Raw genomic sequence first — 22284 nt, forward strand, 5'->3', positions numbered from 1 at the left:
CCACCCGGCCCCGGCCGCCCCCGACCCCTCCCTTCGTCCGCCCCCTTCCTCCGCGACCCGACGTCCCGTATCCGATCCCGTTTCCCCATCCCGTACCCCACCCGGGTCCGGCCCGGCGCCGGCCCCCATCCGACGACGACCGTCACCATCAGGAGATCCAGAACATGAACAGCACCCCGCGTTTCCGTCGCACCGCCGTCGCCCTGGCCGCCGCCGCGGTCCTGCCGTTCTCGCTGGCGGCCTGCTCCGACTCCGGAAGCGACAGTGCCGCTCCGGCCGCCGAGAAGTCGGCGGAGAAGCCCGCGGCCGACGGTGCCGAGGGGCAGGACCAGGCCAGTGCCATGGAGGAGCCGTTCGGCCCGGCGTGCGCGTCCGTGCCCAAGGAGGGCGCGGGCAGCTTCTCCGGCATGGCCCAGGACCCGGTCGCCACCGCGGCGTCCAACAACCCGGCCCTGTCGACCCTCGTCAGCGCGGTCACCAAGGCCGGCCTCGTGGACACCCTCAACAACGCCCAGGACATCACCGTCTTCGCGCCCACCAACGACGCCTTCGCCAAGATCCCGAAGGCCGACCTCGACAAGGTGCTGAACGACAAGGCCGCCCTGACGAACATCCTCACCTACCACGTGGTCGGCGAGCGCCTGACGCCGGAGCAGCTGACGAAGGGCTCCTTCCCCACGCTCCAGAAGGGCACCGTCACCACGGCCGGCTCGGGCGAGACGTACAAGGTGAACGACGCCTCCACGGTCGTCTGCGGCAACGTCAAGACGGCGAACGCCAACGTCTACATCGTCGACACGGTCCTGATGCCGAAGTAGCCGGGGCCGCCGCCGCACGAAGGGACCGGGCGGCACAGGCATCACGGACCCACTCGGACCGAGGGTCCCGCGGATCGGCTCCCCCGCCCCCCGCGGCACCCTCGCCGGTACGGCGGCGCCCTACCGGCCACACCACCCCCCGGAGGTGTGAGGGCGCCGTCGTGCCACCGGCCGGGTGCGCCGCCCGCGCGGAGGGCGGCGCACCCGGCCACTCGTCTGCGGCCGGACCGCCGGGCGCGCGGCAGCGACCCGGCGCCCACCCGCGCGCGGCAGCGGCCCGGCGCCCACCCGGCCGGAAGCGAGAGGGGGGCGCACGGCGCGAGGACCCGGCCCTCGGGACCCTAAGGCCGCCGGACGACCAGCGCGGTGGCGATGGCCGCGAGCCCCTCGGCGCGGCCGGTCAGGCCGAGGCCGTCGGTCGTGGTGCCGGACACGGCGACCGGCGCGCCGACCGCCGCGCTCAGCGCCGCCTGCGCCTCGGCCCGCCGCTTGCCGATCTTGGGGCGGACGCCGACGACCTGGACGGCGACGTTGCCGATCTCGTACCCCTCGGCGCGGACCAGCCGGGCCGCCTCCGCGAGGAGGGTGACCCCGGACGCGCCGGACCACTCGGGGCGGCTGGTGCCGAAGTGGGCGCCGAGGTCGCCGATCCCGGCCGCCGAGAACAGCGCGTCGCAGGCGGCGTGGGCGGCCACGTCCCCGTCGGAGTGCCCGGCGAGGCCGTACTCCTCGCCCTCCCAGAGCAGGCCCGCGCACCACAGCTCACGGCCCCGCTCGAAGGCGTGGACGTCCGTGCCGATGCCGACGAGCGGCAGGGGGAAGCCCTCAGAAGCCATCGTTGACCCTCCTCCGGGCGAGTACGGCCTCGGCGAGCACCAGGTCCAGAGGACGCGTCACCTTGAACGCCTCCTCGTGGCCGGGCACGGCGACGACGGGGACGCCGAGCCGCTCGACCATGCCGGCGTCGTCGGTGACCTCGCCGGTGACCTCCCGATGGGCGCGCACGAGCGTCGCCCGGTCGAAGCCCTGCGGGGTCTGCACGGCCCGCAGCCGGGCCCGCTCCGGCGTGCCGAGCACGGGCTCGGGGGTGCCGTCGCCGGCCGGCTCGACCTCCTTGACGGTGTCCGCGAGGGGTACGGCGGGGACGACGGCGGGCGCGCCCCCGTCCCGTACGGCCTCGACGACCGCGTCGACCGTGTCGACCGGGACGAGCGGCCGGGCGGCGTCGTGGACGAGGACGGTGGTGACGGAGTCGGGGAGCGCGTCCAGCCCGCGCCGCACCGACTCCTGTCGGGTGGCGCCGCCGGGCACGACGAGGACGTCGGTGCGCTCGGGCGCCGGGTACTCGTCGAGGAGGGCCCGTACGCCGGCGACGTCGTCCGGCGGCGCCACGACGACGACCAGGGAGACGGCGCGGGACGCGGACATGGCGCGGACGGCGTGGACGAGCATGGGGGTGCCGCCCAGCATGCGGAGCGCCTTGGGGGCGCCCGGCCCGAGCCGTACGCCTCGACCGGCGGCGGGGATGACCGCCGCGGTGCGGGCAGGAGGTGCTGCGTCTGACATCGGTTGCACTCCGGCAGGTTTGTTTACTCGGCCGACATGGGTATGGCCACAGCGCGGGCGCGACGCCTTGACCGGACCCTTCCGTGACGGTGGTCGAGCGGGTCGCCCGGTGCGGGAAGTCTCCACGGGTACGAACATGCCGCAGCGCCCGGCGACGGAGCTGTGGGTTCACAGCATGTCATCGGGCACCGCGGCAGTGTTACTGCGTTGCTCCGTGGGCCGTGTGAGGCGTATCGCATCGCGGTACGCGCGCACGGCGGCACGTCCGCCAGGGGCGGCGACTCACTCCCCGTACCGCGTCCACTCCGGCCGATGCCGTGGACGGAGTGCGGTGCGGCTTCCGGCGCTCAGGACCCCGGTCCGGCCGCCTGCCCCCGTCGGTCCGCCGGTGGACCGACGCGGGTCGTACGGTCGGCGGCGGGGGCGGGGGATGCGGTGGTGCCGGGCCCGAGAGGATCCGGCGTCAGGACGCGAGGACCTCGTCGAGCAGGGCCTCGGCCTTGTCTTCGTTGGTGTTCTCCGCGAGCGCGAGCTCGCTGACGAGGATCTGGCGCGCCTTCGCGAGCATCCGCTTCTCTCCGGCGGAGAGACCGCGCTCGCGCTCGCGGCGCCACAGGTCGCGGACCACTTCGGCGACCTTGATGACATCGCCGGAGGCGAGCTTCTCGAGGTTCGCCTTGTAGCGGCGGGACCAGTTCGTGGGCTCCTCGGCGTACGGTGCGCGGAGCACCTCGAAGACCCGGTCCAGCCCGTCCTGGCCGACCACATCGCGCACACCGACGAACTCCGCGTTGTCCGCCGGGACGCGTACCGTCAAGTCACCCTGGGCGACCTTGAGCACCAAGTAGGTCTTGTCCACGCCTTTGATCTGGCGAGTTTCGATGGCCTCGATCAGCGCGGCCCCGTGATGGGGATAGACCACGGTGTCGCCAACCTTGAACGTCATGTGACAGGTACCCCTTCCGTGGCTATCCAGGGTAACACGGATACAGCGCGTTCTGAATGGCGTTTTCGCAGGTCAGGGCATATCTCGGGGCTTGACAACGACTGCGCGGACGTGCTGCGGCGGGCTTTCGCGAGCGGGTATCCGCAGGTCGGAGCGGCTGCGGGCGCGAGCCGAAACGTCTCGCCCGAGCCGCCCGGGGCGCAGCTCGAAGGGGCGAAACATCCGGTTTTGTCGGGTTCGGCGGCGTCCGGTTCCCGTACTCCGTTCGGTTGTCGGTCACTCGCACGGACGGTTGCCGGGCACTTTCCGGAATTGATCACGGGTGGCTTTTCCGTGGGGAATGTGTGAGGGCCGGAGAATTGATCACGCCGGGATTTGGGAACGGCGCCGAGAACCGGCCACCCTCCGGCGCGCTCCGGCCCCGCCGGTCGAGCCGTGCGCGGTGGGCCACCCGGGGGCGACCGGGCGGCCGGCCGTACGGGCGGGAGACGCGAGCCCTCCTCCGGGCGGGCGCGAGGCGGCACGGGGTCCCCACCGGGGTGGGCGCGGGGGGCACGGGGTCCCCATCCGGGCGGGCGCTGAGCGGCACGGGGTCCCCATCCGGGCGGGCGCGGGGTGGCGTGGCCGGGGACGGAATCGATGCGGGCCCGCCTGGTGCAGCGGAGGCGGGGGCGGGCGGGGCGGGCGGGGGGCGGTACAGGGCGGGTCGGGTGCGGGACGGTGACACCGGGTCGGTAACCTGAGCCCGCTGACCACCCCTTGATCGGCCCCTGGGTCCGGTCCGGGAGGGTCGCGCAGCCACACCGCCCGAGCCGTCCCTCGTCCGTACGTCTAGGAGTTGCCGCCGCCGTGAGCCGCAGCCTTCGACGCGGCGCCCTCGCCGCCACCGCCCTCGTCATCTCCGTCGCCTCGCTCACCGCATGCGGGGCGGGCAACGACGCACAGACCCTCCAGATCAGGCCGGACAACGCCGCCACCAAGGTCGGCGACATCAAGGTCCAGAACGCCGTGGTGATCACCCAGTCCGAGGGCGAGGGCCAGGCGGCCGTCGCCGCGACGGTCTTCAACGACGGCTCCAAGCCCCAGACGCTGGAGGGCGTCCAGCTGCCCGGCTCCGACGCCAAGGCCGCGCTGAAGCCCGCCGGGGGCTCCGGCCCCGTCACCATCCCGGCCGGCGGCTCCGTCGTCTTCGGCGGCAAGGGCAACGCCGCCATCGTCGTCGAGGGCCTGGAGCCGTCCGTGCAGGGCGGCGTCCAGGACGTCGTCTTCCAGCTCAGCGAGACGGGCGACGTGAAGCTCCAGGCGCTCGTCCACCCCTCGGACGGCTACCTGACGGACTTCGGTCCGACCGGTGCCCCGTCCACCCCGGCGGCCTCCGCCGCGCCGTCCGGCTCCCCGGCCCCGTCGGGCTCCCCCGCCGCCTCGGCCGCCCCGTCGGGCTCGCCCGCGGGCAGCCCGGCCGCGTCGGCCCCCGCCTCCGCCCCGGCCCAGGGCGAGGGCGCCGAGAGCGACTGACGGCCCGCCCCGGCGCGGTGCGCGCGGGGTACGCCCGGCAGCACGGAAGGGCGCCCCACCGGTTCGACCGGTGGGGCGCCCTTCCGCGTGGCGGCGCGTACGGACCCCGTGGGACCCGCCTGGTTCCTACGGCTCGAACTTGTAGCCGAGGCCGCGGACGGTCACCAGGTAGCGCGGGGCGCCCGGGTCCGGCTCGATCTTGGCGCGCAGCCGCTTGACGTGCACGTCGAGGGTCTTGGTGTCGCCCACGTAGTCGGCGCCCCACACCCGGTCGATGAGCTGCATCCGGGTGAGCACCCGGCCCGCGTTGCGCAGCAGCATCTCCAGGAGGTCGAACTCCTTCAGCGGCAGGTCCACCTTGGCGCCGTCCACCGTCACCACGTGCCGGTCGACGTCCATGCGCACCGGGCCCGCCTCCAGGGCCGCCGGGGCGCTCTCCTCCGGCTCGCCGCGCCGGCGCAGCACCGCGCGGATGCGGGCCACCAGCTCCCGCGACGAGAACGGCTTCGTCACGTAGTCGTCGGCGCCTATCTCCAGGCCGACGACCTTGTCGATCTCGCTGTCCTTGGCGGTGACCATGATGACGGGGACGTTGGACCGGCCGCGGAGCTGGCGGCAGACCTCCGTGCCCGGCAGTCCGGGGAGCATCAGGTCGAGCAGGACGAGGTCGGCGCCGTTGCGCTCGAACTCGTCGAGTCCCTCCGGCCCGGTGGTCGCGACGGCTACCTCGAATCCCTCCTTGCGGAGCATGTACGACAGGGCGTCGCTGAAGGACTCCTCGTCCTCGACGACAAGCACTCGGGTCACGGAAGGACCTCCGGGGCGGTGAACGGTTCGGTGGTGATCTCGGAGCTGGTGCCGCGGCCGTCACGGGTGCGGTCGCGGCCGGCGGCCGCCTCGGGGAGGCGGAGGGTGAAGGTGGAGCCCTGCCCCTCGGTGGACCATACGGTCACCTCGCCGCCGTGGGAGGCGACGACGTGCTTGACGATGGCCAGGCCGAGGCCCGTGCCGCCGGTCGCGCGGGAGCGGGCGGGGTCGACGCGGTAGAAGCGCTCGAAGATGCGCTCCTTGTCCTTGTCGGGGATGCCTATGCCCTGGTCGGTGACGGCGATCTCGATCAGGTCGCCGCCGGGGGCGGTGACGCGGCGGGCTGCGATGCCGACGCGGGTGTGGGCCGGTGAGTAGTTGACGGCGTTCTCGACGAGATTGCCGAGGGCCGCGGCGAGCTGGCCCCGGTGGCCCCAGACCCGCAGGTCGGAGGCGCCGCCGGCGGCCATGGTGATGTTCTTGGTGGTGGCCGTGTGCCGGGAGCGGTCGATGGCCTCGGCGACCAGCTCCTGCACGCGTACCGGCTCGGCGTCCTCCAGCGGGTGGTCGTTCTGCACCCGCGAGAGGTCGATCAGCTCCTGTACGAGGTTGGTCAGCCGGGTCGCCTCGATCTGCATGCGGCCGGCGAAGCGGGTCACCGCCTCCGGGTCGTCGGCCGCGTCCATGACGGCCTCCGACAGCAGGGAGAGGGCGCCGACGGGGGTCTTCAGCTCGTGGCTGACGTTCGCGACGAAGTCGCGGCGTACGGCCTCGATCCGGCGGGCCTCCGTCAGGTCCTCGACCAGCAGCAGCACCAGCCGGGAGCCGAGCGGCGCCACGCGCGCGGAGACCGCGAGGGCTTCGCCGCGGCCCGTCCCGCGCCGCGGGAGGTCCAGCTCGACCTGGCGTATCTCGCCGTCCCGCCGGGTGTCGCGGGCCATCTGGAGCATCGGCTCGACGGCGAGCTTCCCGCCCCGGACCAGCCCCAGCGCGTACGCGGCGGAGCTCGCCTTGACCACGGCGTCGCCCTCGTCCAGCACGACCGCGGAGGAGCGCAGCACCGACAGGACCGTGTCGACACCGGGCGGCAGCACCGCGTCCGTGTGCAGGGAGGTCCGGGTGGGCCGCGCCTGGTCGCGCTCGCTCCAGCGGAACGCGAGCATGGCGATGACGCCGGTGAGCAACCCGGCGATCGCTGCCACTGCGGCGACCGCCGCGTTCACGTCCATGCTTCCAGGTTAGGCATGGTCAACGGTGGGCTCCCAGCCGTCCGAGCACCTGCTCGAACACTCGTCGCCCGAAGTTCACCGAGGGGACGGGGGCGGTTCACTTGTGGGGGAGGCCCAGGACTCCTCCCGAGGTGACCGTGGGAACGTGGGGGCCCGGCACCACCGCCAGACGCCGGCGAGGACGGCGGGCGAGACACGGCGAGACACCCTGAGCCCCACCGGGGGCCCCGAGCGTAGTGAGAGAGGGACATCCATGCGGGACGCGTACCACGAGGAACTGGACTCGATCGGCGAGGGCCTGGTCGAGATGGCCCGGCTGGTCGGGTCGGCGATCGGGCGCGCCACGACGGCGATGCTCGACGCGGACCTGAAGCTGGCCGAGGCGGTGATCGCCGCCGACCAGAAGATCGACGACCTCCAGCACGACCTGGAGGCGCGCGCGATAGCGCTGCTGGCGCGCCAGCAGCCGGTGGCGACGGACCTGCGCATCGTGGTGACCTCGCTGCGCATGAGCGCCGACCTGGAGCGCTCCGGCGACCTGGCCCAGCACGTGGCCAAGCTGGCGCGGCTGCGCTTCCCGGACCGCGCGGTGCCGGCCGACCTGCACGCCACGATCCTGGAGATGGGCCAGCTCGCGCAGCGCCTGATGGCCAAGGCCGCGGAGGTCATCATCACCAAGGACGTCGACCTGGCGCTCCAGCTGGAGCAGGACGACGACGAGATGGACCTGCTGCACCGGACGCTGTTCCGGCACCTGATGGACGACCGCTGGCGGCACGGCATCGAGACGGCCGTCGACGTGACGCTGCTGGGCCGGTACTACGAGCGGTTCGCCGACCACGCGGTGTCGGTGGCCAAGCGCGTGGTGTACCTGGTGACGGGCGAGCACGCGGACGAGCTCCAGCAGCCGGAGGCGCCGGTCGAGGGCGCCTGAGCCGCCGCGCGGCGGGGCGTGGTGCGGGGGAGGTGCGGGGCCGGGGGGCGGGCCTCGCGGCGCCTCCGTGCGCCGTTGATGCGCCCTCCCCGGCGGGCGTCCAATGGGGGCGAGGTGACACAGGCACCCCGCTGAGGAGGAAGCCATGGCAGATTCCCCCACGACCCACACCGAGCAGGAGACCCCCGTCGAAGCCACCCACCTGCCGCTGCTCGGCGCCTGCGGGTGCGGCTCCGGCTGCAGCTGCGGCTGCCAGTCGGGCGGGCCGTGCTCGTGCAGCGGCAGCTGCGGCTGACGGCGACGGCCGTACGGCGGCCGTGAGGCGGCAGCGGCCGACGGCCGAGGCCGTGTGACGGCGGCTCCGGGCAGCGGCGCGTGAAGGCGGGCGCCGCTGCCCCGGGCGGTGGACGAGGCGGTACGGGGCCGGGGGGCCCGGCCCTTCGCCCCCCGCTCGTCCGTACGCGGACACGTAACGGGACGTGCGGGGGCACAGGTCTCGCGGCCGCCGGACGTGGCGGGGCACAGGTCTCGGGGCCGCCACCGTGGCGGGGCGCTGTTCCTGAGCTGCCGCTGCCGGAGTCCAGGGCCGCCGCTGCCGGAGTCTCAGGGCCTCCGCCCACGGACGGGCAGTTCGATCTCCGCCCAGATGGTCTTCCCCTCGGCGCGGTGGCGTGTGCCCCAGCGCTGGGCGAACTGCGCGACGAGCAGCAGTCCGCGGCCGCCCTCGTCGAAGGCGCGGGCGCGGCGCAGGTGGGGGGCGGTGCTGCTGCCGTCGTACACCTCGACGACGAGCGCGCTCCCGTGGATGAGCCGCAGCTGCACGGGCGGGCGGCCGTAGCGGATCGCGTTGGTGACGAGCTCGCTCACCACGAGCTCCGCGGTGAACGCCACGTCGTCCAGGTGCCACTCGGCCAGCCGGTCCAGCACCCCGGAGCGGGCGCGGGCCACCGCCGCGGGCTCGGACGGCAGGTCCCACGTGGCGACCCGGTCCGGGCCGAGGGCCCGCGTGCGGGCCGCCAGCAGGACGACGTCGTCCTCGGGGTGGGACGGCAGCAGGGTGCGGACGACGTGGTCGCACGTCGCCTCCAGCGACCGGGCGGGACGTTCCAGGGCCCGGCGCAGCCTGTCCAGACCGCCGCCCGGGTCGTGCTCCTCGCCCTGGACGAGGCCGTCCGTGTAGAGCACGAGGAGGCCGCCCGCGGGCACCTCCCAGTCGAGGGTCTCGAAGGGCAGGCCGCCGACGCCCAGCGGCGGCCCCGCGGGGACGTCCGCGAAGTCCACCCGGCCCGCGGGCGTGACCACGGCGGGCGGCGGATGGCCGGCGGTGGCGGCCGTGCAGCGGCCCGAGACCGGGTCGTAGACCACGTACAGGCAGGTGGCGATGAGGTCCGTGGGCACCTCCAGACCGGCGGACCGGCGCGGCGCCGGCGTCTCCTCCTCGGCCGACACGTGGGTGATGAGGTCGTCCAGGTGGGTGAGGAGCTCGTCGGGGGGCAGATCGACGTCGGCGAGGGTGCGCACCGCGGTCCGCAGGCGCCCCATGGTCGCGGACGCCCGCAGGCCGTGGCCCACGACGTCGCCCACGACGAGCGCGACCCGGGCGCCCGACAGGGGGATCACGTCGAACCAGTCGCCGCCCAGGCCCGCCCGCGTGCGGGCCGGGAGGTAGCGGTGCGCCACCTCGACCGCGTCCTGGGCGGCGAGCCGGTGCGGCAGCAGGCTGCGCTGGAGCGCCAGCGCGGTCTCGCGCTCCAGGGTGTAGCGGCGGGCGTTGTCCACGGCCACGGCGGCGCGCGCGGCGATCTCCTCCGCCAGGGACAGGTCGTCCTCCGTGAAGGGGTCCTCGCGCCGGTGCCGTACGAAGACGGCCACGCCGAGGGTGACGCCGCGGGCCCGCAGCGGGATGACCATGAGCGAGTGGATGCCGAAGGCCCGGACGACCTCCGAGCGCCTCGGGTCGGCCTCCCGCCAGGCCCTGACGGCCTCGTCGAGGGTGCGGTGCAGTGAGGGCCTGCCGGTGGCCAGGCAGCGGGCGGGGGGCGTGGACTCGGGGTACTCGTCCACCTCGCCGGGGGCCGCCAGCGCCTCGGGGACCCCGGGCAGCACGGACTGCTGGGCGGCTCGGCGCAGGGTGACGGCGCCCGTGCGGGAGGGTCTCGGCTCGGCCCCGCTGAACAGCGGGTCCAGCAGGTCGATGGTGACGAAGTCGGCCAGCCGGCCCACCGCCACGTCGGCCGTCTCCTGCGCGGTGCGCATCACGTCCAGGGTGCTGCCGATCCGCGCGCTGACGTCGTTGAGCAGCGCGAGCCGTTCGCGGGCCAGGTGCTGCTCGGTGATGTCCAGCGCGGACAGCTCCAGATGCCGTACCCGGCCCGCCGGGTCCCTGAGCGGGGAGACGGTGATGGACCAGATCCGCTCGCGGGCGCCGGGGCGGGACCTGCCGCGTACGGGGAACCTCTCGGGCTCCCCCGTGCCGAGCACCCGGCACATGCCGTCCTCGACCTCGCGGCAGATGTGGGGCGGCAGGATCTCGGTGACGCTGCGGCCCACCATCCGCTGCTCGCTGAGGCCGAGCTCGTGCTGGGCGCCCGCGGTCGCGCGTACGGCGCGCAGCGCGGAGTCGAACACCATGACGGGCAGGCGGCACTGGTCGAACATCGCCTCCCCCGCCGCCGGGTCGGGCCCCGGCCCCGGCCCGACCGGCGGCGGGGCGGTCGGCGGCGGGGTGGGCGGCGGCTCCGTCCCTGGGCCGGGGGGCGGCCCGGCCTCCTCCGGGGCCCGGTCGGGCGCCGCCGGGTCGAGTGGCCGGTGGCCCATCCGGTCGTCCGGCCGGTCGTCCGGCCGGTCGTCCGGCCGAGCGGCTGCGGGCCCATCTGACCGGTCCCGCTCTGTCCGCTCACCGGGCCGGTTCGGGGCGGAGCGCTCCTGGGGCGTCGCCACGACGAGCCGTTGGGCGCGGCCCTCACCGTCGACCCACGGATACGCGCGCAGCCTCGCCGCCACCTGACGGCCGTCCCGGTGGCGGAGCAGGACCGTCACGCTCCGGCCGTCGAGGGCCGCGCTCACCGCCCTGCCCGCCGCCCCCTCCGCCCCCCGCGCCTTCCCCTCGCCGCCGCGCCCGCCGTCCGGGGCGGCGGCACCCCGGTCCGGGCCTCGGCCCGCGTCCCGGCCAGGACCGGGGTCGCTGTCCCGGTCCGGCTCCCGGCCCCGGTCCGGGCCCGGTCGCTCGCCGGGGTGTGGTCGCTCATCGGGGGGTGGCCGCTCGCCCGGGTCCGGTGGCGGGTCCAGGCCCGGCCTCATGTCCGGGTCTCTTCGCGGGTCCGGGCCCGCCGGTCGCGCCCCCGGGGCCGAGCGCGCGTCCGGGCCGTGGCCCGGGGCCGAGCGCGCGTCCGGGGCGGGACCCGGGGCCGAGCACGTGTCCGGGGCGGGGCCCCGGGCCGAGCACGTGTCCGGGGCGGGGCCCCGGGCCGAGCGCGGGTCCGGGGCGGGGCCCCGGGCCGAGCGCGGGTCCGGGGCCGCTCCGAGCAGGTGGGCCGCGGGACGCCCGATGACGGCCTGGGGCGGGTAGCCGAGCAGACGCTCGGCGCCCACGCTCCACCCGGTCACGACACAGCGCGCGTCGACGACGGCCGTGGCCGGGGCCTCCGGCTCCGGGAGGCCGCCCGCGTCACCGCCGAGCGGTGTGGCGTCGTGCATGTCGATCATCGCCCGTTCCTGCCCTGAGGTCCCGGCACCGGGGCTCTCCCGGCTCCCGGCCGCCACGGTTCCGGGATCCGCCCGGCGCGGCTCCGGGGCCACCTCCGCCGCGGAGCGCCCCGACCGGTGGCGGCCGCCGGGCCGCGGACCGCCGGGGCGGCGATCCCCCGGAGGGCCGCCGGAGCGACGCGCCGCGCGTCGGCCCGCCGGAGCGGTGGCCCACCGGGGTGGCGTACCGCGGTCCGCCGCGGTGCCGGCGGCTCCGTCGGTTCGCCCCCGGCCCGCCTCTCACGCTTCCCCACCCCTCCCATCCTTCTCCGTCGCCGCTCGCCTGTCGCGTCGCGCGGCACATGGTCCGAGAACCGGGCGACGCGCTCCGGCGCCCCTCCATGCCGGGAATACGCCTTTCACAACATTTAAGCTGATTGTTGCGGTTCAGATGTCCTCCGTCAGGGACGAGAGTGCGGTGACGAAAGAGCAGCAGGTGCCCGAGCCGACCGGTACGCACCGACCGGAGCGGGCCGAAGAGCTGCCGCTCAGCCCCCGCATCCTGGCGACCGCGCACGCGATCGCCGGCGCCACCGCCCTGGCCGCCGCCCTCCTGGGCCTGGTGGTCCTTGTCGGATGGATCATCGACGCCGACGCGCTGAAGAACCTGCTGCCCAGCGCCGGCGGGGCCATGAAGGCGCCGACCGCCGTGGCCGTCACCGCCCTCGGCCTCTCCCTGTACGGGGTGGCCCGGAGGCCGGCCCGCCCCGGGGTGCTCACCGCGGCCCGCGCGGCGGCGGTCCTGGCGACCGTGATCGGGGTGCTCACCCTCGCGGAGTACGCGACCGGGACGAGCCTGGGCCTCGACGAGCTCCTCTTCGAGGACGACACCGCCGACGTGGCGACGGGTACGCCCGGACGGATGGCGCCGAACACGGCGGCGGCGCTGGCGCTCGCGGGCGCGGCGTCCCTGTGGTCGAGCACGCCCCGGCTCCCCGCCTGGACCAGCCAGCTCATGGGCCTGGCCGTGGTGACGCTCGGCATGCTGCGGATGTACGGGGGCGCCTACGGGGTGCCCGAGCTGGAACGGTTCGGCGCCTACACGGGCATGGCCATGCACACGGCGCTGGCCCTGGTGCTGCTGGGCACCTCCGTCTTCCTGAACCGGCCGGACGAGGACCTGACCGGCCTGCTGACCAACGCCGGCACGACGGGCGCCCTGGGGCGCCGCCTCTTCGCCGCGGCCCTGGTCGTACCGCCGCTGCTGGGCTGGGTCGTCCTCGCCGGGGTGAAGGCGGGGACGTTCAGTTCGCGGCTGGGCACGGCGCTGCTGGTGTCGGCGCACGTGGCCGCGTTCACCGTGATGATCTTCGGGGCCCTGATCATGGGCCGCCGGGTCGAGGTGTCGCACGCCCGCCTCGAATGGCAGGTGCGCCAGAACGAACTGCTGCAGGCCTTCATGGACCACACCCCCGCGGTGGTGTTCATCAAGGACCTGGAGGGCCGCTTCCTGGCGGTCAACACGAAGTTCGAGCAGAACCTGGGCCTGACCCGCGACCAGGTGCTGGGCCGCCGTTACGAGGACGTCATGCCGCCGGAGCTGGCCCGTCAGGCACGCGCCGCCGACCTCGACATGCTGGAGCAGGGCAGGCCCGTACAGCGGGAGGAAGTGCTCGCCGTGCCGGACGGGCCGCGGGAGTTCCTGTCCAGCCTCTTCCCGCTCAACGACGCGTCGGGCACGCCCTACGCCCTGTGCGGGGTGGTCACCGACATCACCGAGCGCGTCGCGGCCCAGCGCGAGGTCGAGCGGTCCCGGCAGCGGTTCCTCGCCCTGCTGGAGTCCGCGCCCGACGCCATTCTGATCACGAACGGCGACGGCACCGTCGTGATGGCCAACGCGCAGGTGGAGCGCCTGTTCGGCCGTTCACCGGACGACCTGCTCGGCACCCGGGCCGTCGACCTGGCACCCGCTCCGTGGCGGCGGCGGCACAGGGCGCTCCTCGGGGCGTACCTGCGCTCGCGCGACCCGCGGCCGACGGTCGTGGACCGGAACCTGTACGGGACGCGCGCCGACGGCACCCCGTTCCCCGTCGAGGTGAGCGTCAGCAGTCTGCAGGCCGAGCGGGAGACCCTCGTGTTCCTGACCGTGCGGGACATCACCGAGCGCAGAAGGGCGGAGGCCGAACGCGCCGAGCGCTACGAGCAGCAGCGGCGCATCGCCTACACGCTGCAGCACAGCCTCATGGGCGAGCCGCCCCGCCTCCCGCACCTGCCGACCGCGTACCGGTACCTGGCGTCCGTGCAGGACCCCGGCGTCGGCGGCGACTGGTTCGACGTCATCCCGCTCGACCGGCACCGCACCGGCGTCATCATCGGCGACGTGATGGGACGGGGGCTGGAGGCGGCGGCCGTCATGGGGCAGCTGCGCGCCGCGTCCCACGCGCTGGCCCGCACCGGCACGGCGCCCAGCCGGCTGATGGCCGCGCTGGACACCTTCGTCGACGATCTGGCGGACCAGCTCGTGACCTGCCTGTACCTGGTCCTGGACCAGGACGCGGGCGAGGTCACCGTGTGCTCGGCGGGGCACCTGCCGGTGATCGTCCTGCCCCCCGACGGCCCCGCCCGCCTCCTGCGGGCCCCGGTCGGAGTGCCACTGGGGGTCAACGCCCCGAGCGGCGGCGGGGTGCCCTTCGAGGAGGTGACCGGGCCGCTGCCGCCGGGCAGTGTGCTGGCGCTCTACACCGACGGGCTGGTCGAGCGGCCGGGTACGGACATCGAGGCCCGGATCGGCCTCCTCGCCGACACCCTGAACAGCGCGCCGAGGCCCGCGCCCACCGACCCGAAGGCCCTCGACGGGCTGGCGGAACTGCTGCTGCGGACCCTCATCGAGGACCCGGCCGCCTACGACGACGACGTGACGCTGCTCCTGATCAGCGTTCCCGCCCTGCCCGGTACGCCCGGCGGGGGCTGACCCGCCGCGCCCGCCGGGGGCGCCGGCCTCGGTCGCTGCCGTGCCACCGGACGACGCGCGGCGCCCCGGCCCCCGTCGTCCGCTTGCGTCCGCACCGCGTGCGGGACCGATCCACCGGTGTGAGGATGAGCCGGGAGCCACTCTCCGCACCCGCACAACGCCTCATGGGGACCTCATGGAGATCGCCGTCATCGTGGGCGTGGGCGTCATCCTCGTCTGCATCATCATCGGAACCACCATCGCCCTGGTCACACTCGCGCGGAAGGCCCAGAGCGGCGACGCGCTGAGCGAGCAGATCCGTTCCATCGCGGGCATGTTCGTGGTGGTGACGGCGGTCGCCGCCCTCCTCACCGTCGCCGCCTGGGGCGTACAGGCGTCGGGCAAAGGCACGGAGCAGACGGTCACCGTACTGACCAGCGCGTTCACGGCCGTCACGTCCATCACGACCGCCTACCTGGGCATCCGGGCCGCCAGCAACACGGCGCGGCGGGCCATCGACCGGCAGAACCGCGGCGCCGAGGACGGCGGGGCCACGCGCGTCCCGACCTCGAACCCCCCGCACTGAGCACCACCGGGCACCACCGGGCACCGCCGGGCGGACACCGCCGGGCGCCCCGCCCTCAGCCGACGAGGGCGACCAGTCCGTACACCCAGATCCCCAGCATCGCGACACCCGCCACCAGGCATCCGACTCCCAGCAGGAAGCCGGCGAGGCGCCCCTCGCCGTCCCCGGGCTCCGGCAGGTCCGAGTCCCCCCAGTCCACCTCGCGCCCCAGGGCCTGCGAGCAGGCGGTCCGCACCGCCGCCAGCTGCTGCGCCGCGAACGGGGTCGGGGCCGACTCCTCGGACCCCTGCCACGCGAGGGCGCGCATCCGCGCCGGGGGCGTCCGGTACCGCGCCTCGAAGGCGCCGGTCTCGTCCGCGTCGCGGTCCTCCTCCAGGTACATCCAGCGCCCGGCCTCCGCCGGATCGCCGTACAGCCGGTACACCTCCGCCAGGCGCCGGCGCAGCGCGGGGTCGTGGGGGAAGGAGGACACGAGTCCCCGCAGACGCTGCCGCGCCATGGGCACACGCCCGGCCGCCAGGTCCGCGTCGACCCGCGCGAGGGTGACGGTCAGAGCCATGCCCACATGGTCGGCCAAGGCACCGCACCGCATCGACCCCTTTTCGCCACCCGCCCGACGGGCGCCCCGGCCCGGCGGGCGCCCCGGCCCGGCCGCGCGGAGCGCTGAGCAGGGCCCCGCTCAGCGCGAGCGGGGCCCGTGCGAGGGCCCGGAACGACCGGTAGGCCCCCTGCCGGGCGGTGGCCGCGGCAGGGGGCCCACCGGCGCGGACCTACTTCTTCTTGCCCTGGTTCTTCACCGCTTCGACGGCGGCCGCGGCGGCCTGGGGGTCGAGGTACTGGCCGCCGGGGGTGACCGGCTTGAAGTCGGCGTCGAGCTCGTAGGAGAGCGGGATGCCCGTCGGGATGTTCAGGCCCGCGATGTCGGCGTCCGAGATGCCGTCCAGGTGCTTGACCAGCGCGCGCAGGCTGTTGCCGTGGGCGGCGACCAGGACGGTGCGGCCGGCCAGCAGGTCGGGGACGATGCCGTCGTACCAGTACGGGAGCATACGGGTCACGACGTCCTTCAGGCACTCCGTGCGGGGCCGCAGCTCCGGCGGGATCGTGGCGTAGCGGGCGTCGCCGGCCTGCGAGTACGGGTCGTCGTCGGCGAGGACCGGCGGCGGGGTGTCGTACGAGCGGCGCCACAGCATGAACTGCTCCTCGCCGAACTCGGCGAGCGTCTGCGCCTTGTCCTTGCCCTGCAGCGCACCGTAGTGCCGCTCGTTCAGCCGCCAGGAGCGGTGGACCGGGATCCAGTGGCGGTCGGCGGCCTCCAGGGCGAGCTGCGCCGTGCGGATGGCGCGCTTCTGCAGCGACGTGTGCAGCACGTCGGGGAGCAGACCGGCGTCCGCCAGCAGCTCACCGCCGCGGACCGCCTCCTTCTCGCCCTTCTCGGTGAGGTTGACGTCCACCCAGCCGGTGAACAGGTTCTTCGCGTTCCACTCGCTCTCGCCGTGGCGGAGCAGGATCAGCTTGTACGGTGCGTCGGCCATGCGTACGAGATTAGTGGACGCCTCCGACAGCGGACGCTTGACGGTCCCCGTCAATTGACTGGCAGCCGGGCGGGGCGGGCCCGTAAGTTCCGGATAAGCAGTCGGCCGCTTACAGGGGGAGCTCGCGTGTCCATCGTCCCGCTCATACGTTCAGCCCGGGGCACCGTGTCCGGGCTCCCCGGCGGTTTCTGGTGGCTGTGGCTGTCGACGCTGGTGAACCGTACGGGCGCGTTCGTGCTGACGTTCCTGTCGCTGTTCCTCACCCAGGAGCTGGGCTTCTCCGGCTGGTACGCGGGCCTCGTGGTCGCGCTGCACGGGCTCGGCGGCATCGCCGGTTCGCCGCTGGGCGGGATGCTCAGCGACCGCTGGGGGCGGCGCCCGACCATGGTGACGGGCCACCTGGCGGCGGCCGCTGGCGCGGCGTCCCTCGCGGTGGTGACCAGCCCGTGGGCGGTCGCCGCGGTGGTGCTGCTGATGGGCGTCGCCATGCAGTCCGTGCGGCCCGCCATCGGCGCGACCATCGCGGACCAGGTGCCCGAGCACGACCGGCGCCGGGCGTACGCGCTGAACTACTGGGCCCTGAACCTCGGCTTCGCCATCGCCGCGACCGGCGGCGGCGCCGCCCTGTTCCTCGGCTACCGGACCCTGTTCCTCATCGAGGCCGTCGCGACGGCGCTGTGCGCGGTGATCGTGTTCGTACGGCTGCCGGAGACGCGCCCCGAGGCGCCGGTGAACGCCGACGGCGAGCGGTCCGCCGCGCCCCGGCTGACCACCCTGGACGTGCTGCGGGACGGGCCGTTCCGCACGCTGGTGCTGCTGAGCCTGCTCGTGTGCACCGTCTTCAGCACCCCCTGGGTCGGCCTGCCGCTGACCATGACGTCCACGGGGCTCGCCCCCGAGTCGTACGGCGTGGTCATCGCCGTGAACGGCGTCGTCATCGTCGTCTTCCAGCTGCTCGTCAACAGGATCACCGAGGGCCGGTCGACGATCGGGCTCCTGGTCGTCTCGGCGCTGCTGTTCGCCCTCGGCACCGGCGCGACCGCGCTGGCGGACACCCCGCTGCTGTTCGCCGCGACCGTCGTCGTGTGGACCATCGGCGAGATGGTGTACATCCCGGTCAACGCCGCCGCGACGGCCCGTCTGGCGCCGGTGCACGCCCGGGGCCGCTACCAGGGCGTCATGGGCATGGCGTGGTCGGTGGGCGGGTTCGTCGCGCCGGTCACGGCCGGCTGGGTCGTGGAGGGGCCGGGGCCGGACGTCCTGTGGCTGGGCTGCGCCGCCGTCGCCGTGCTGGCCGCCGTCGGGTACGTGGTGCTGCTGCGGCGAGCGCTGGGCGGCGACGACGCGGCGGGGGGCGCGGTAGCCGCGGGGGGCACGGTAGCTGCGGGGCGGAGCCTGGAGGGCACGAAGGCCGCGGGGGCCGCCGCAGGTGGGGCTGGAGCCGGGGCCGGCGGGGGTACGGCTGCGGGCCGGGGCGGCGACGGGAGGGGCGAGTCGCCGGACGGCGCCGCCACCGCCGCCGAGGGCACGGCCACCGCCGTCAGCGCGGGGTGAGCGCGCGGCGGGCGGCCTGCTGAGGGTTCCGGGGGCGTACGGACACGGGGGTGCCGTACGCCCCCGGGCACGCGCGCGGGCGGGCGTACTCCCGGGCGGCCGCCACGTGACGAGCACGACCGCCCTGTGCACGGCTCCCGACGCCTCTTGGGTCGCTGCTCACGGCCGTGGCTCGGCAGGGGCCGGGGGGCGGGCCCCTGCTCGGCAGCCGACGGCCTCCGGCGGGCCGTGGGGCCGAGGCTGCGGGGCCGAGGGCTGCGGGGACGCGGGCTGCGGGGACGCGGGACGGGTCGGCGGGGTCGGCTCCCTTCGGAGCCGCCGGTCACGGCCGGCCGGGCGGGCCGGGGATCGTGCGGGAGCGCGTCACTTCGACGGCTGTGTGAGGCGGCTGAACGCCTCCAGGTTGCGGGTGGACTCGCCGCGCGCGACCCGCCACTCGTACTCGCGGCGGATCGCCGACGCGAAGCCCATCTCCAGCAGCGTGTTGAACGCCCCGTCGGCCGCCTCCAGGACCGAGCCCATCAGGCGGTCCAGCTCCTCGGCCGTGACGGCGGACAGCGGGAGCTTGCCCGTGAGGTAGATGTCGCCGAGCGGGTCGACGGCGTACCCCACCCCGTACAGCTTGAGGTTCCGCTCCAGGAGCCAGCGGTGGACGGCCGCCTCGTTCTCCTCCGGGTGGCGGATGACGAAGGCGTTGAGGGAGAGCGAGTGGTTGCCCAGGCGCAGGGACAGCGTGGTGGACAGCTTCTTGGTGCCGGGGAGCGTGACGACGTACGAGCCGGGCTCCGGTGACTCCCAGGCCAGTTCGGCGTCGCGCAGTGCGGACTCGATGATCTCCGGTGCGTCAGCCATGGGCCGAGCGTACGCGACGGCGGTGCTCGTGCATGGCCGCCGCGTACACCTCGGCGGTGGCCGACGCGGCGCGGTCCCAGCCGAAGGACCGGGCATGGCGGGCGGCGGCGTCGCCGAGGCGGGCGGTGAGATACGGATCGGCGGCGAACCGGGCCAGTACGCGCGCGTAGTCGGCCGGGTCGTGGCCCTCGACCAGGAACCCGGTCTCACCGTTCCGCACGGCCACCGGCAGGCCGCCCACGGCTGCGGCCACGACGGGCGTCCCGGTGGCCTGCGCCTCGATGGCCACGAGCCCGAACGACTCGCTGTGGGACGGCATGACGAGGACGCTCGCCGCGCGGAACCAGTCGGCCAGCTCCTGCTGGGCGACCGGTGGGTGGAAGCGGACCACGTCGGCGATGCCGAGCCTGGCCGCCAGCTTCTGCAGGCCCTCCGGCTTGGCGAGGCCGCTTCCGCTGGGACCGCCGACGACGGGGACGACCATGCGGGAGCGCAGCGACGGATCGGCGTCGAGGAGCCGGGCGGCGGCGCGGAGCAGCACGTCCGGGGCCTTCAGGGGCTGTATGCGGCCCGCGAAGAGCGGCACGAACGCGTCCTGCGGCAGCCCCAGGCGGGCCCGCGCGGCGGCGCGGCCGTCGGCGGGGCGGAAGCGGTCCAGGTTGACGCCGGGGTGGACCACGGCGACCCTGCCGGGGTCGGCGTCGTAGTGGTGGACCAGCTCCTCGGCCTCGCCGGTCGTGTTGGCGATGAGCCGGTCGGAGGCCCGTACGATCTGCGTCTCGCCGATCACGCGGGCGGCGGGCTCGGGGGTGTCGCCCTCGGCGAGCGAGGCGTTCTTGACCTTGGCCATGGTGTGCATGGCGTGCACGAGCGGGGCGCCCCACCGCTCCGCGGCGAGCCAGCCGACGTGGCCGCTGAGCCAGTAGTGGGAGTGGACCAGGTCGTAGTGGCCGGGACGGTTGCGGGCCCACGCGCGCATCACGCCGTGCGTGAAGGCGCACAGCTGGGCGGGGAGGTCTTCCTTGTTGAGCCCTTCGTACGGGCCCGCCTCGACGTGCCGTACGAGGACGCCGGGCGCCAGCTCCACCGAGCGGGGCAGCCCGCCGGCGGTGGCACGGGTGAAGATCTCGACCTCGATGTCGATGGCGGCGAGACGTTTCGCCAGCTCGACGATGTAGACGTTCATGCCGCCCGCGTCGCCGGTTCCGGGCTGGTGGAGCGGGGAGGTGTGGACGCTCAGCATGGCGATCCGCCGGGGCCCGCGGCGGTGCCGCCCGGGCAGCCTGAGCCTGGGCGGCGGTACCAGGGTGCCGGCGAACCGGGACACGTACTGGCTCACGTCGTCGGTCCTTCCGCTCAGGGACAGGTCGGGCGCGGCATGGCGAGGGGAGAGGCCGATGCCCCTCTCCGACCCGGCACAACAGCGGAGGGGCGCGCTTTCATTTCCGCTTTGCCAATTCATTACGGGTGGGGGCGTGGGCGGGGGCGGGGGCGTGGTGCCGGGGGCCGGAGGCGGGGGCGGAGCGGGTGGCGTCGTGGTGAGGAGCGGGCAGAAGCTCACAGGCTCCTGCGCATGAGTACGCACATCGTCTCGTGGCGCCGGATCGACCCGTCGGGGCACTCCTCGTCCCAGGCGTCCGGCTTGCGGCCGTACGCGGCGTAGCTGAGACGCTCGTACAGGGCACGGGCCCGGGGGTTGTCCACCTCGACGGCGAGTTCCGCCCTGCGCAGCCCGCGGCTCCGGATCCGCTGCTCGGCTGCCCGCACGAGCAGCGTTCCCAGTCCGCGGGACTGCAGTGCCGGCAGCACGGCGAGTTGCCACAGGGTCCCGGCTCCAGCGGAGACCCGGTAGTCGATGCCGCCGATCGCCACCGGCAGGTCCACGGGCGTGCACACCGCCAGGTAGTCCACCTCACCCGCGACGGCGCGCGCGAGCTCCCTCTCCACGTGGCGCAGGTGGGTGGCCGAGCCGGACCAGGCGCACGCCGGCAGATCCCGCGGCAGCAGGTCGCGCACGCTGACAGCCACGGTGATGGTGAGGCCGGTGGGGCCGGTGGGGCCGGTGGGGGCGGTGGGGCTGCTCGGGGTTGGGGTCAACGGGTCGGGACGGGGGTTGGCGGGCTTGTCGTCGACGGTCATGCCTTCGAGTGTGTCGACCGCGGCGGCCGTACGACAGCGCATTGCTCCCGCCCCCGCCTCGGCATGCCGGCGCCCTCGGCGTGCCGGCACGCTCGGCATGCCGGCGCCCTCGGCGCCCTCGCCGGCCGCGCATCCGGTGGACGTCGCACCCGCCGCAGAGCCGACCGCCCGACGTGCGGCTGCGGCTGCGGCTGCGGCTGCGGCTGCGGCTGCGGCTGCGGCTGCGGCTGCGGCTGCGGCTGCGGCTGCGGCTGCGGGGAGCGTCTACGCTCGGGGGCATGGCTCCGCGGATGACACGCCCTGTCGGCACTCCCACGCGCGGGACCACCAACCCCAACCGGCTGCGCCGCATGGACCGCTGGATCGCCGCCTCGCACGGGGCCGTCCTGCGCCGCGCCGACGCCCCGCCGGTCGCCGTCGACCTCGGGTACGGCGCCGCTCCCTGGACCGCCGTGGAGCTGCTGGACCGGCTGCGCCGGGACGCCGACCCGCGCGCCCGGGTCGTGGGCGTGGAGATCGACCCCGCGCGCGTGGCCGCCGCGCAGCCGTACGCGCGCGAGGGACTGTCGTTCGCGCACGGCGGCTTCGAGGTGCCCGTCGCCGGGCCCGTCGACCTGATCCGCGCGGCGAACGTGCTGCGCCAGTACGACGAGGACCGGGTCGCGGACGTGTGGGCCCGCCTGTGCGCGCGCCTCACGCCTCGGGGCGGCCTCCTCGTGGAGGGCACCTGCGACGAGGTCGGCCGCCGTCACGTCTGGGTGGCGCTCGGTCCGGAGGGGCCGCGGACGGTGACGTTCGCGACGCGCCTGGGCTCCCTGGACCGCCCCTCGGACCTGGCCGAGCGGCTCCCCAAGGCCCTCATCCACCGGAACGTGCCGGGCGAGCCGGTCCACGCGTTCCTGCGGGACTTCGACCGGGCCTGGGCGGCGGCCGCCCCGTACGCCTCACTGGGCGCCCGGCAGCGGTGGATCGCGACGGCCTCGGCCCTGGCGGCGGACTGGCCGCTGACCGACGGGCGCGGGCGCTGGCGCCAGGGCGAGCTGACGGTGCGTTGGGATGCGCTGGCGCCCCGTGGGTGGGGCGCGCCCGGCACCCCGCCGCCGTAGCCGGACGCCGCGCGCGGCGTACGTTCGCCCGCGCCTCGGCGGCCGGCCGGTGGTCCGTGGGCGTTC

General features: G+C 75.1%; 19 protein-coding genes. 8 read left to right on the plus strand and 11 right to left on the minus strand.

The window, feature by feature from the left end:
- The first annotated feature begins 164 nt into the window (after nucleotides 1–164).
- Nucleotides 165–818, plus strand: a complete 654-nt coding sequence (locus CP974_RS13490; protein WP_031130913.1) for a fasciclin domain-containing protein — start codon at nucleotides 165–167, stop codon at nucleotides 816–818.
- 341 nt (nucleotides 819–1159) lie between these two features.
- Here CP974_RS13490 and ispF read toward each other — a convergent pair whose 3' ends face one another.
- The 3 genes from ispF to CP974_RS13505 all read right to left on the minus strand — a co-directional run bounded on the left by ispF (nucleotide 1160) and on the right by CP974_RS13505 (nucleotide 3330).
- Entirely contained in the window at nucleotides 1160–1654 is a 495-nt protein-coding gene (gene ispF, locus CP974_RS13495) for a 2-C-methyl-D-erythritol 2,4-cyclodiphosphate synthase (RefSeq protein WP_031130916.1), read from the minus strand.
- Complete coding sequence (ispD, locus tag CP974_RS13500; protein WP_031130918.1) at nucleotides 1644–2384, minus strand: 2-C-methyl-D-erythritol 4-phosphate cytidylyltransferase; 741 nt, start codon at nucleotides 2382–2384, stop codon at nucleotides 1644–1646. The genes ispF and ispD overlap by 11 nt, the downstream gene beginning before the upstream one ends.
- A gap of 463 nt (nucleotides 2385–2847) precedes the next feature.
- Nucleotides 2848–3330 carry a CarD family transcriptional regulator gene (locus CP974_RS13505; protein ID WP_003953493.1) on the minus strand — a complete coding sequence of 161 codons (483 nt, stop codon included), beginning with the start codon at nucleotides 3328–3330 and terminating at the stop codon, nucleotides 2848–2850.
- A gap of 849 nt (nucleotides 3331–4179) precedes the next feature.
- Between CP974_RS13505 and CP974_RS13515 the strand changes: the two genes are divergently transcribed.
- Nucleotides 4180–4845, plus strand: a complete 666-nt coding sequence (locus tag CP974_RS13515; protein WP_031130261.1) for a copper chaperone PCu(A)C — start codon at nucleotides 4180–4182, stop codon at nucleotides 4843–4845.
- Between the two features lie 126 nt (nucleotides 4846–4971).
- Here the strand turns inward: CP974_RS13515 and phoP are convergent, their stop codons facing one another.
- Both phoP and phoR read right to left on the minus strand, forming a co-directional pair.
- A complete protein-coding gene (gene phoP / locus CP974_RS13520; RefSeq protein ID WP_031130262.1) occupies nucleotides 4972–5652 on the minus strand; it encodes a two-component system response regulator PhoP in 681 nt (226 codons plus the stop codon).
- Entirely contained in the window at nucleotides 5649–6881 is a 1233-nt protein-coding gene (gene phoR / locus CP974_RS13525; protein ID WP_031130263.1) for a two-component system sensor histidine kinase PhoR, read from the minus strand. The genes phoP and phoR overlap by 4 nt, the downstream gene beginning before the upstream one ends.
- Nucleotides 6882–7134: 253 nt before the next feature.
- Between phoR and phoU the strand changes: the two genes are divergently transcribed.
- Together phoU and CP974_RS29605 are read left to right on the plus strand one after the other, a co-directional pair.
- Complete coding sequence (gene phoU / locus CP974_RS13530; RefSeq protein ID WP_031130264.1) at nucleotides 7135–7815, plus strand: phosphate signaling complex protein PhoU; 681 nt, start codon at nucleotides 7135–7137, stop codon at nucleotides 7813–7815.
- Nucleotides 7816–7960: 145 nt separating this feature from the next.
- On the plus strand, nucleotides 7961–8110 hold the full coding sequence (locus tag CP974_RS29605) for a hypothetical protein (protein ID WP_162887732.1): 150 nt from the start codon (nucleotides 7961–7963) through the stop codon (nucleotides 8108–8110).
- 308 nt (nucleotides 8111–8418) lie between these two features.
- Here CP974_RS29605 and CP974_RS13535 read toward each other — a convergent pair whose 3' ends face one another.
- On the minus strand, nucleotides 8419–10854 hold the full coding sequence (locus CP974_RS13535) for an ATP-binding SpoIIE family protein phosphatase (protein ID WP_223844371.1): 2436 nt from the start codon (nucleotides 10852–10854) through the stop codon (nucleotides 8419–8421).
- Nucleotides 10855–11977: 1123 nt separating this feature from the next.
- Here CP974_RS13535 and CP974_RS13545 point away from each other — a divergent pair.
- Entirely contained in the window at nucleotides 11978–14470 is a 2493-nt protein-coding gene (locus CP974_RS13545) for a SpoIIE family protein phosphatase (protein WP_051839254.1), read from the plus strand.
- Nucleotides 14471–14645: 175 nt separating this feature from the next.
- Nucleotides 14646–15035 carry a hypothetical protein gene (locus CP974_RS13550; protein WP_051839256.1) on the plus strand — a complete coding sequence of 130 codons (390 nt, stop codon included), beginning with the start codon at nucleotides 14646–14648 and terminating at the stop codon, nucleotides 15033–15035.
- Between the two features lie 55 nt (nucleotides 15036–15090).
- Here the strand turns inward: CP974_RS13550 and CP974_RS13555 are convergent, their stop codons facing one another.
- Together CP974_RS13555 and CP974_RS13560 are read right to left on the minus strand one after the other, a co-directional pair.
- On the minus strand, nucleotides 15091–15594 hold the full coding sequence (locus CP974_RS13555) for a DUF6584 family protein (RefSeq protein ID WP_031130268.1): 504 nt from the start codon (nucleotides 15592–15594) through the stop codon (nucleotides 15091–15093).
- A 211-nt stretch (nucleotides 15595–15805) separates the two neighbouring features.
- Entirely contained in the window at nucleotides 15806–16567 is a 762-nt protein-coding gene (locus CP974_RS13560; RefSeq protein WP_031130269.1) for a phosphoglyceromutase, read from the minus strand.
- A gap of 165 nt (nucleotides 16568–16732) precedes the next feature.
- Between CP974_RS13560 and CP974_RS13565 the strand changes: the two genes are divergently transcribed.
- Nucleotides 16733–18121, plus strand: a complete 1389-nt coding sequence (locus CP974_RS13565) for an MDR family MFS transporter (RefSeq protein WP_223844372.1) — start codon at nucleotides 16733–16735, stop codon at nucleotides 18119–18121.
- A 363-nt stretch (nucleotides 18122–18484) separates the two neighbouring features.
- Here CP974_RS13565 and CP974_RS13570 read toward each other — a convergent pair whose 3' ends face one another.
- The 3 genes from CP974_RS13570 to CP974_RS13585 all read right to left on the minus strand — a co-directional run bounded on the left by CP974_RS13570 (nucleotide 18485) and on the right by CP974_RS13585 (nucleotide 21112).
- Complete coding sequence (locus tag CP974_RS13570; RefSeq protein ID WP_031130271.1) at nucleotides 18485–18973, minus strand: type III secretion system chaperone family protein; 489 nt, start codon at nucleotides 18971–18973, stop codon at nucleotides 18485–18487.
- A complete protein-coding gene (mshA, locus tag CP974_RS13575; RefSeq protein WP_031130272.1) occupies nucleotides 18966–20312 on the minus strand; it encodes a D-inositol-3-phosphate glycosyltransferase in 1347 nt (448 codons plus the stop codon). Before mshA ends, CP974_RS13570 begins: the two co-directional genes overlap by 8 nt.
- Before the next feature lie 218 nt (nucleotides 20313–20530).
- Nucleotides 20531–21112, minus strand: coding sequence for a GNAT family N-acetyltransferase (locus CP974_RS13585; RefSeq protein WP_078915511.1), 582 nt, complete (start codon nucleotides 21110–21112; stop codon nucleotides 20531–20533).
- 278 nt (nucleotides 21113–21390) lie between these two features.
- Between CP974_RS13585 and CP974_RS13595 the strand changes: the two genes are divergently transcribed.
- Nucleotides 21391–22218: a class I SAM-dependent methyltransferase gene (locus CP974_RS13595; protein ID WP_031130274.1), complete on the plus strand. Its 828-nt coding sequence runs from the start codon at nucleotides 21391–21393 to the stop codon at nucleotides 22216–22218.
- The last annotated feature ends 66 nt before the right edge of the window (nucleotides 22219–22284 follow it).

The sequence above is a fragment of the Streptomyces fradiae ATCC 10745 = DSM 40063 genome (genome assembly GCF_008704425.1).
In the GTDB taxonomy this organism is placed as follows: Bacteria; Actinomycetota; Actinomycetes; order Streptomycetales; family Streptomycetaceae; genus Streptomyces; species Streptomyces fradiae.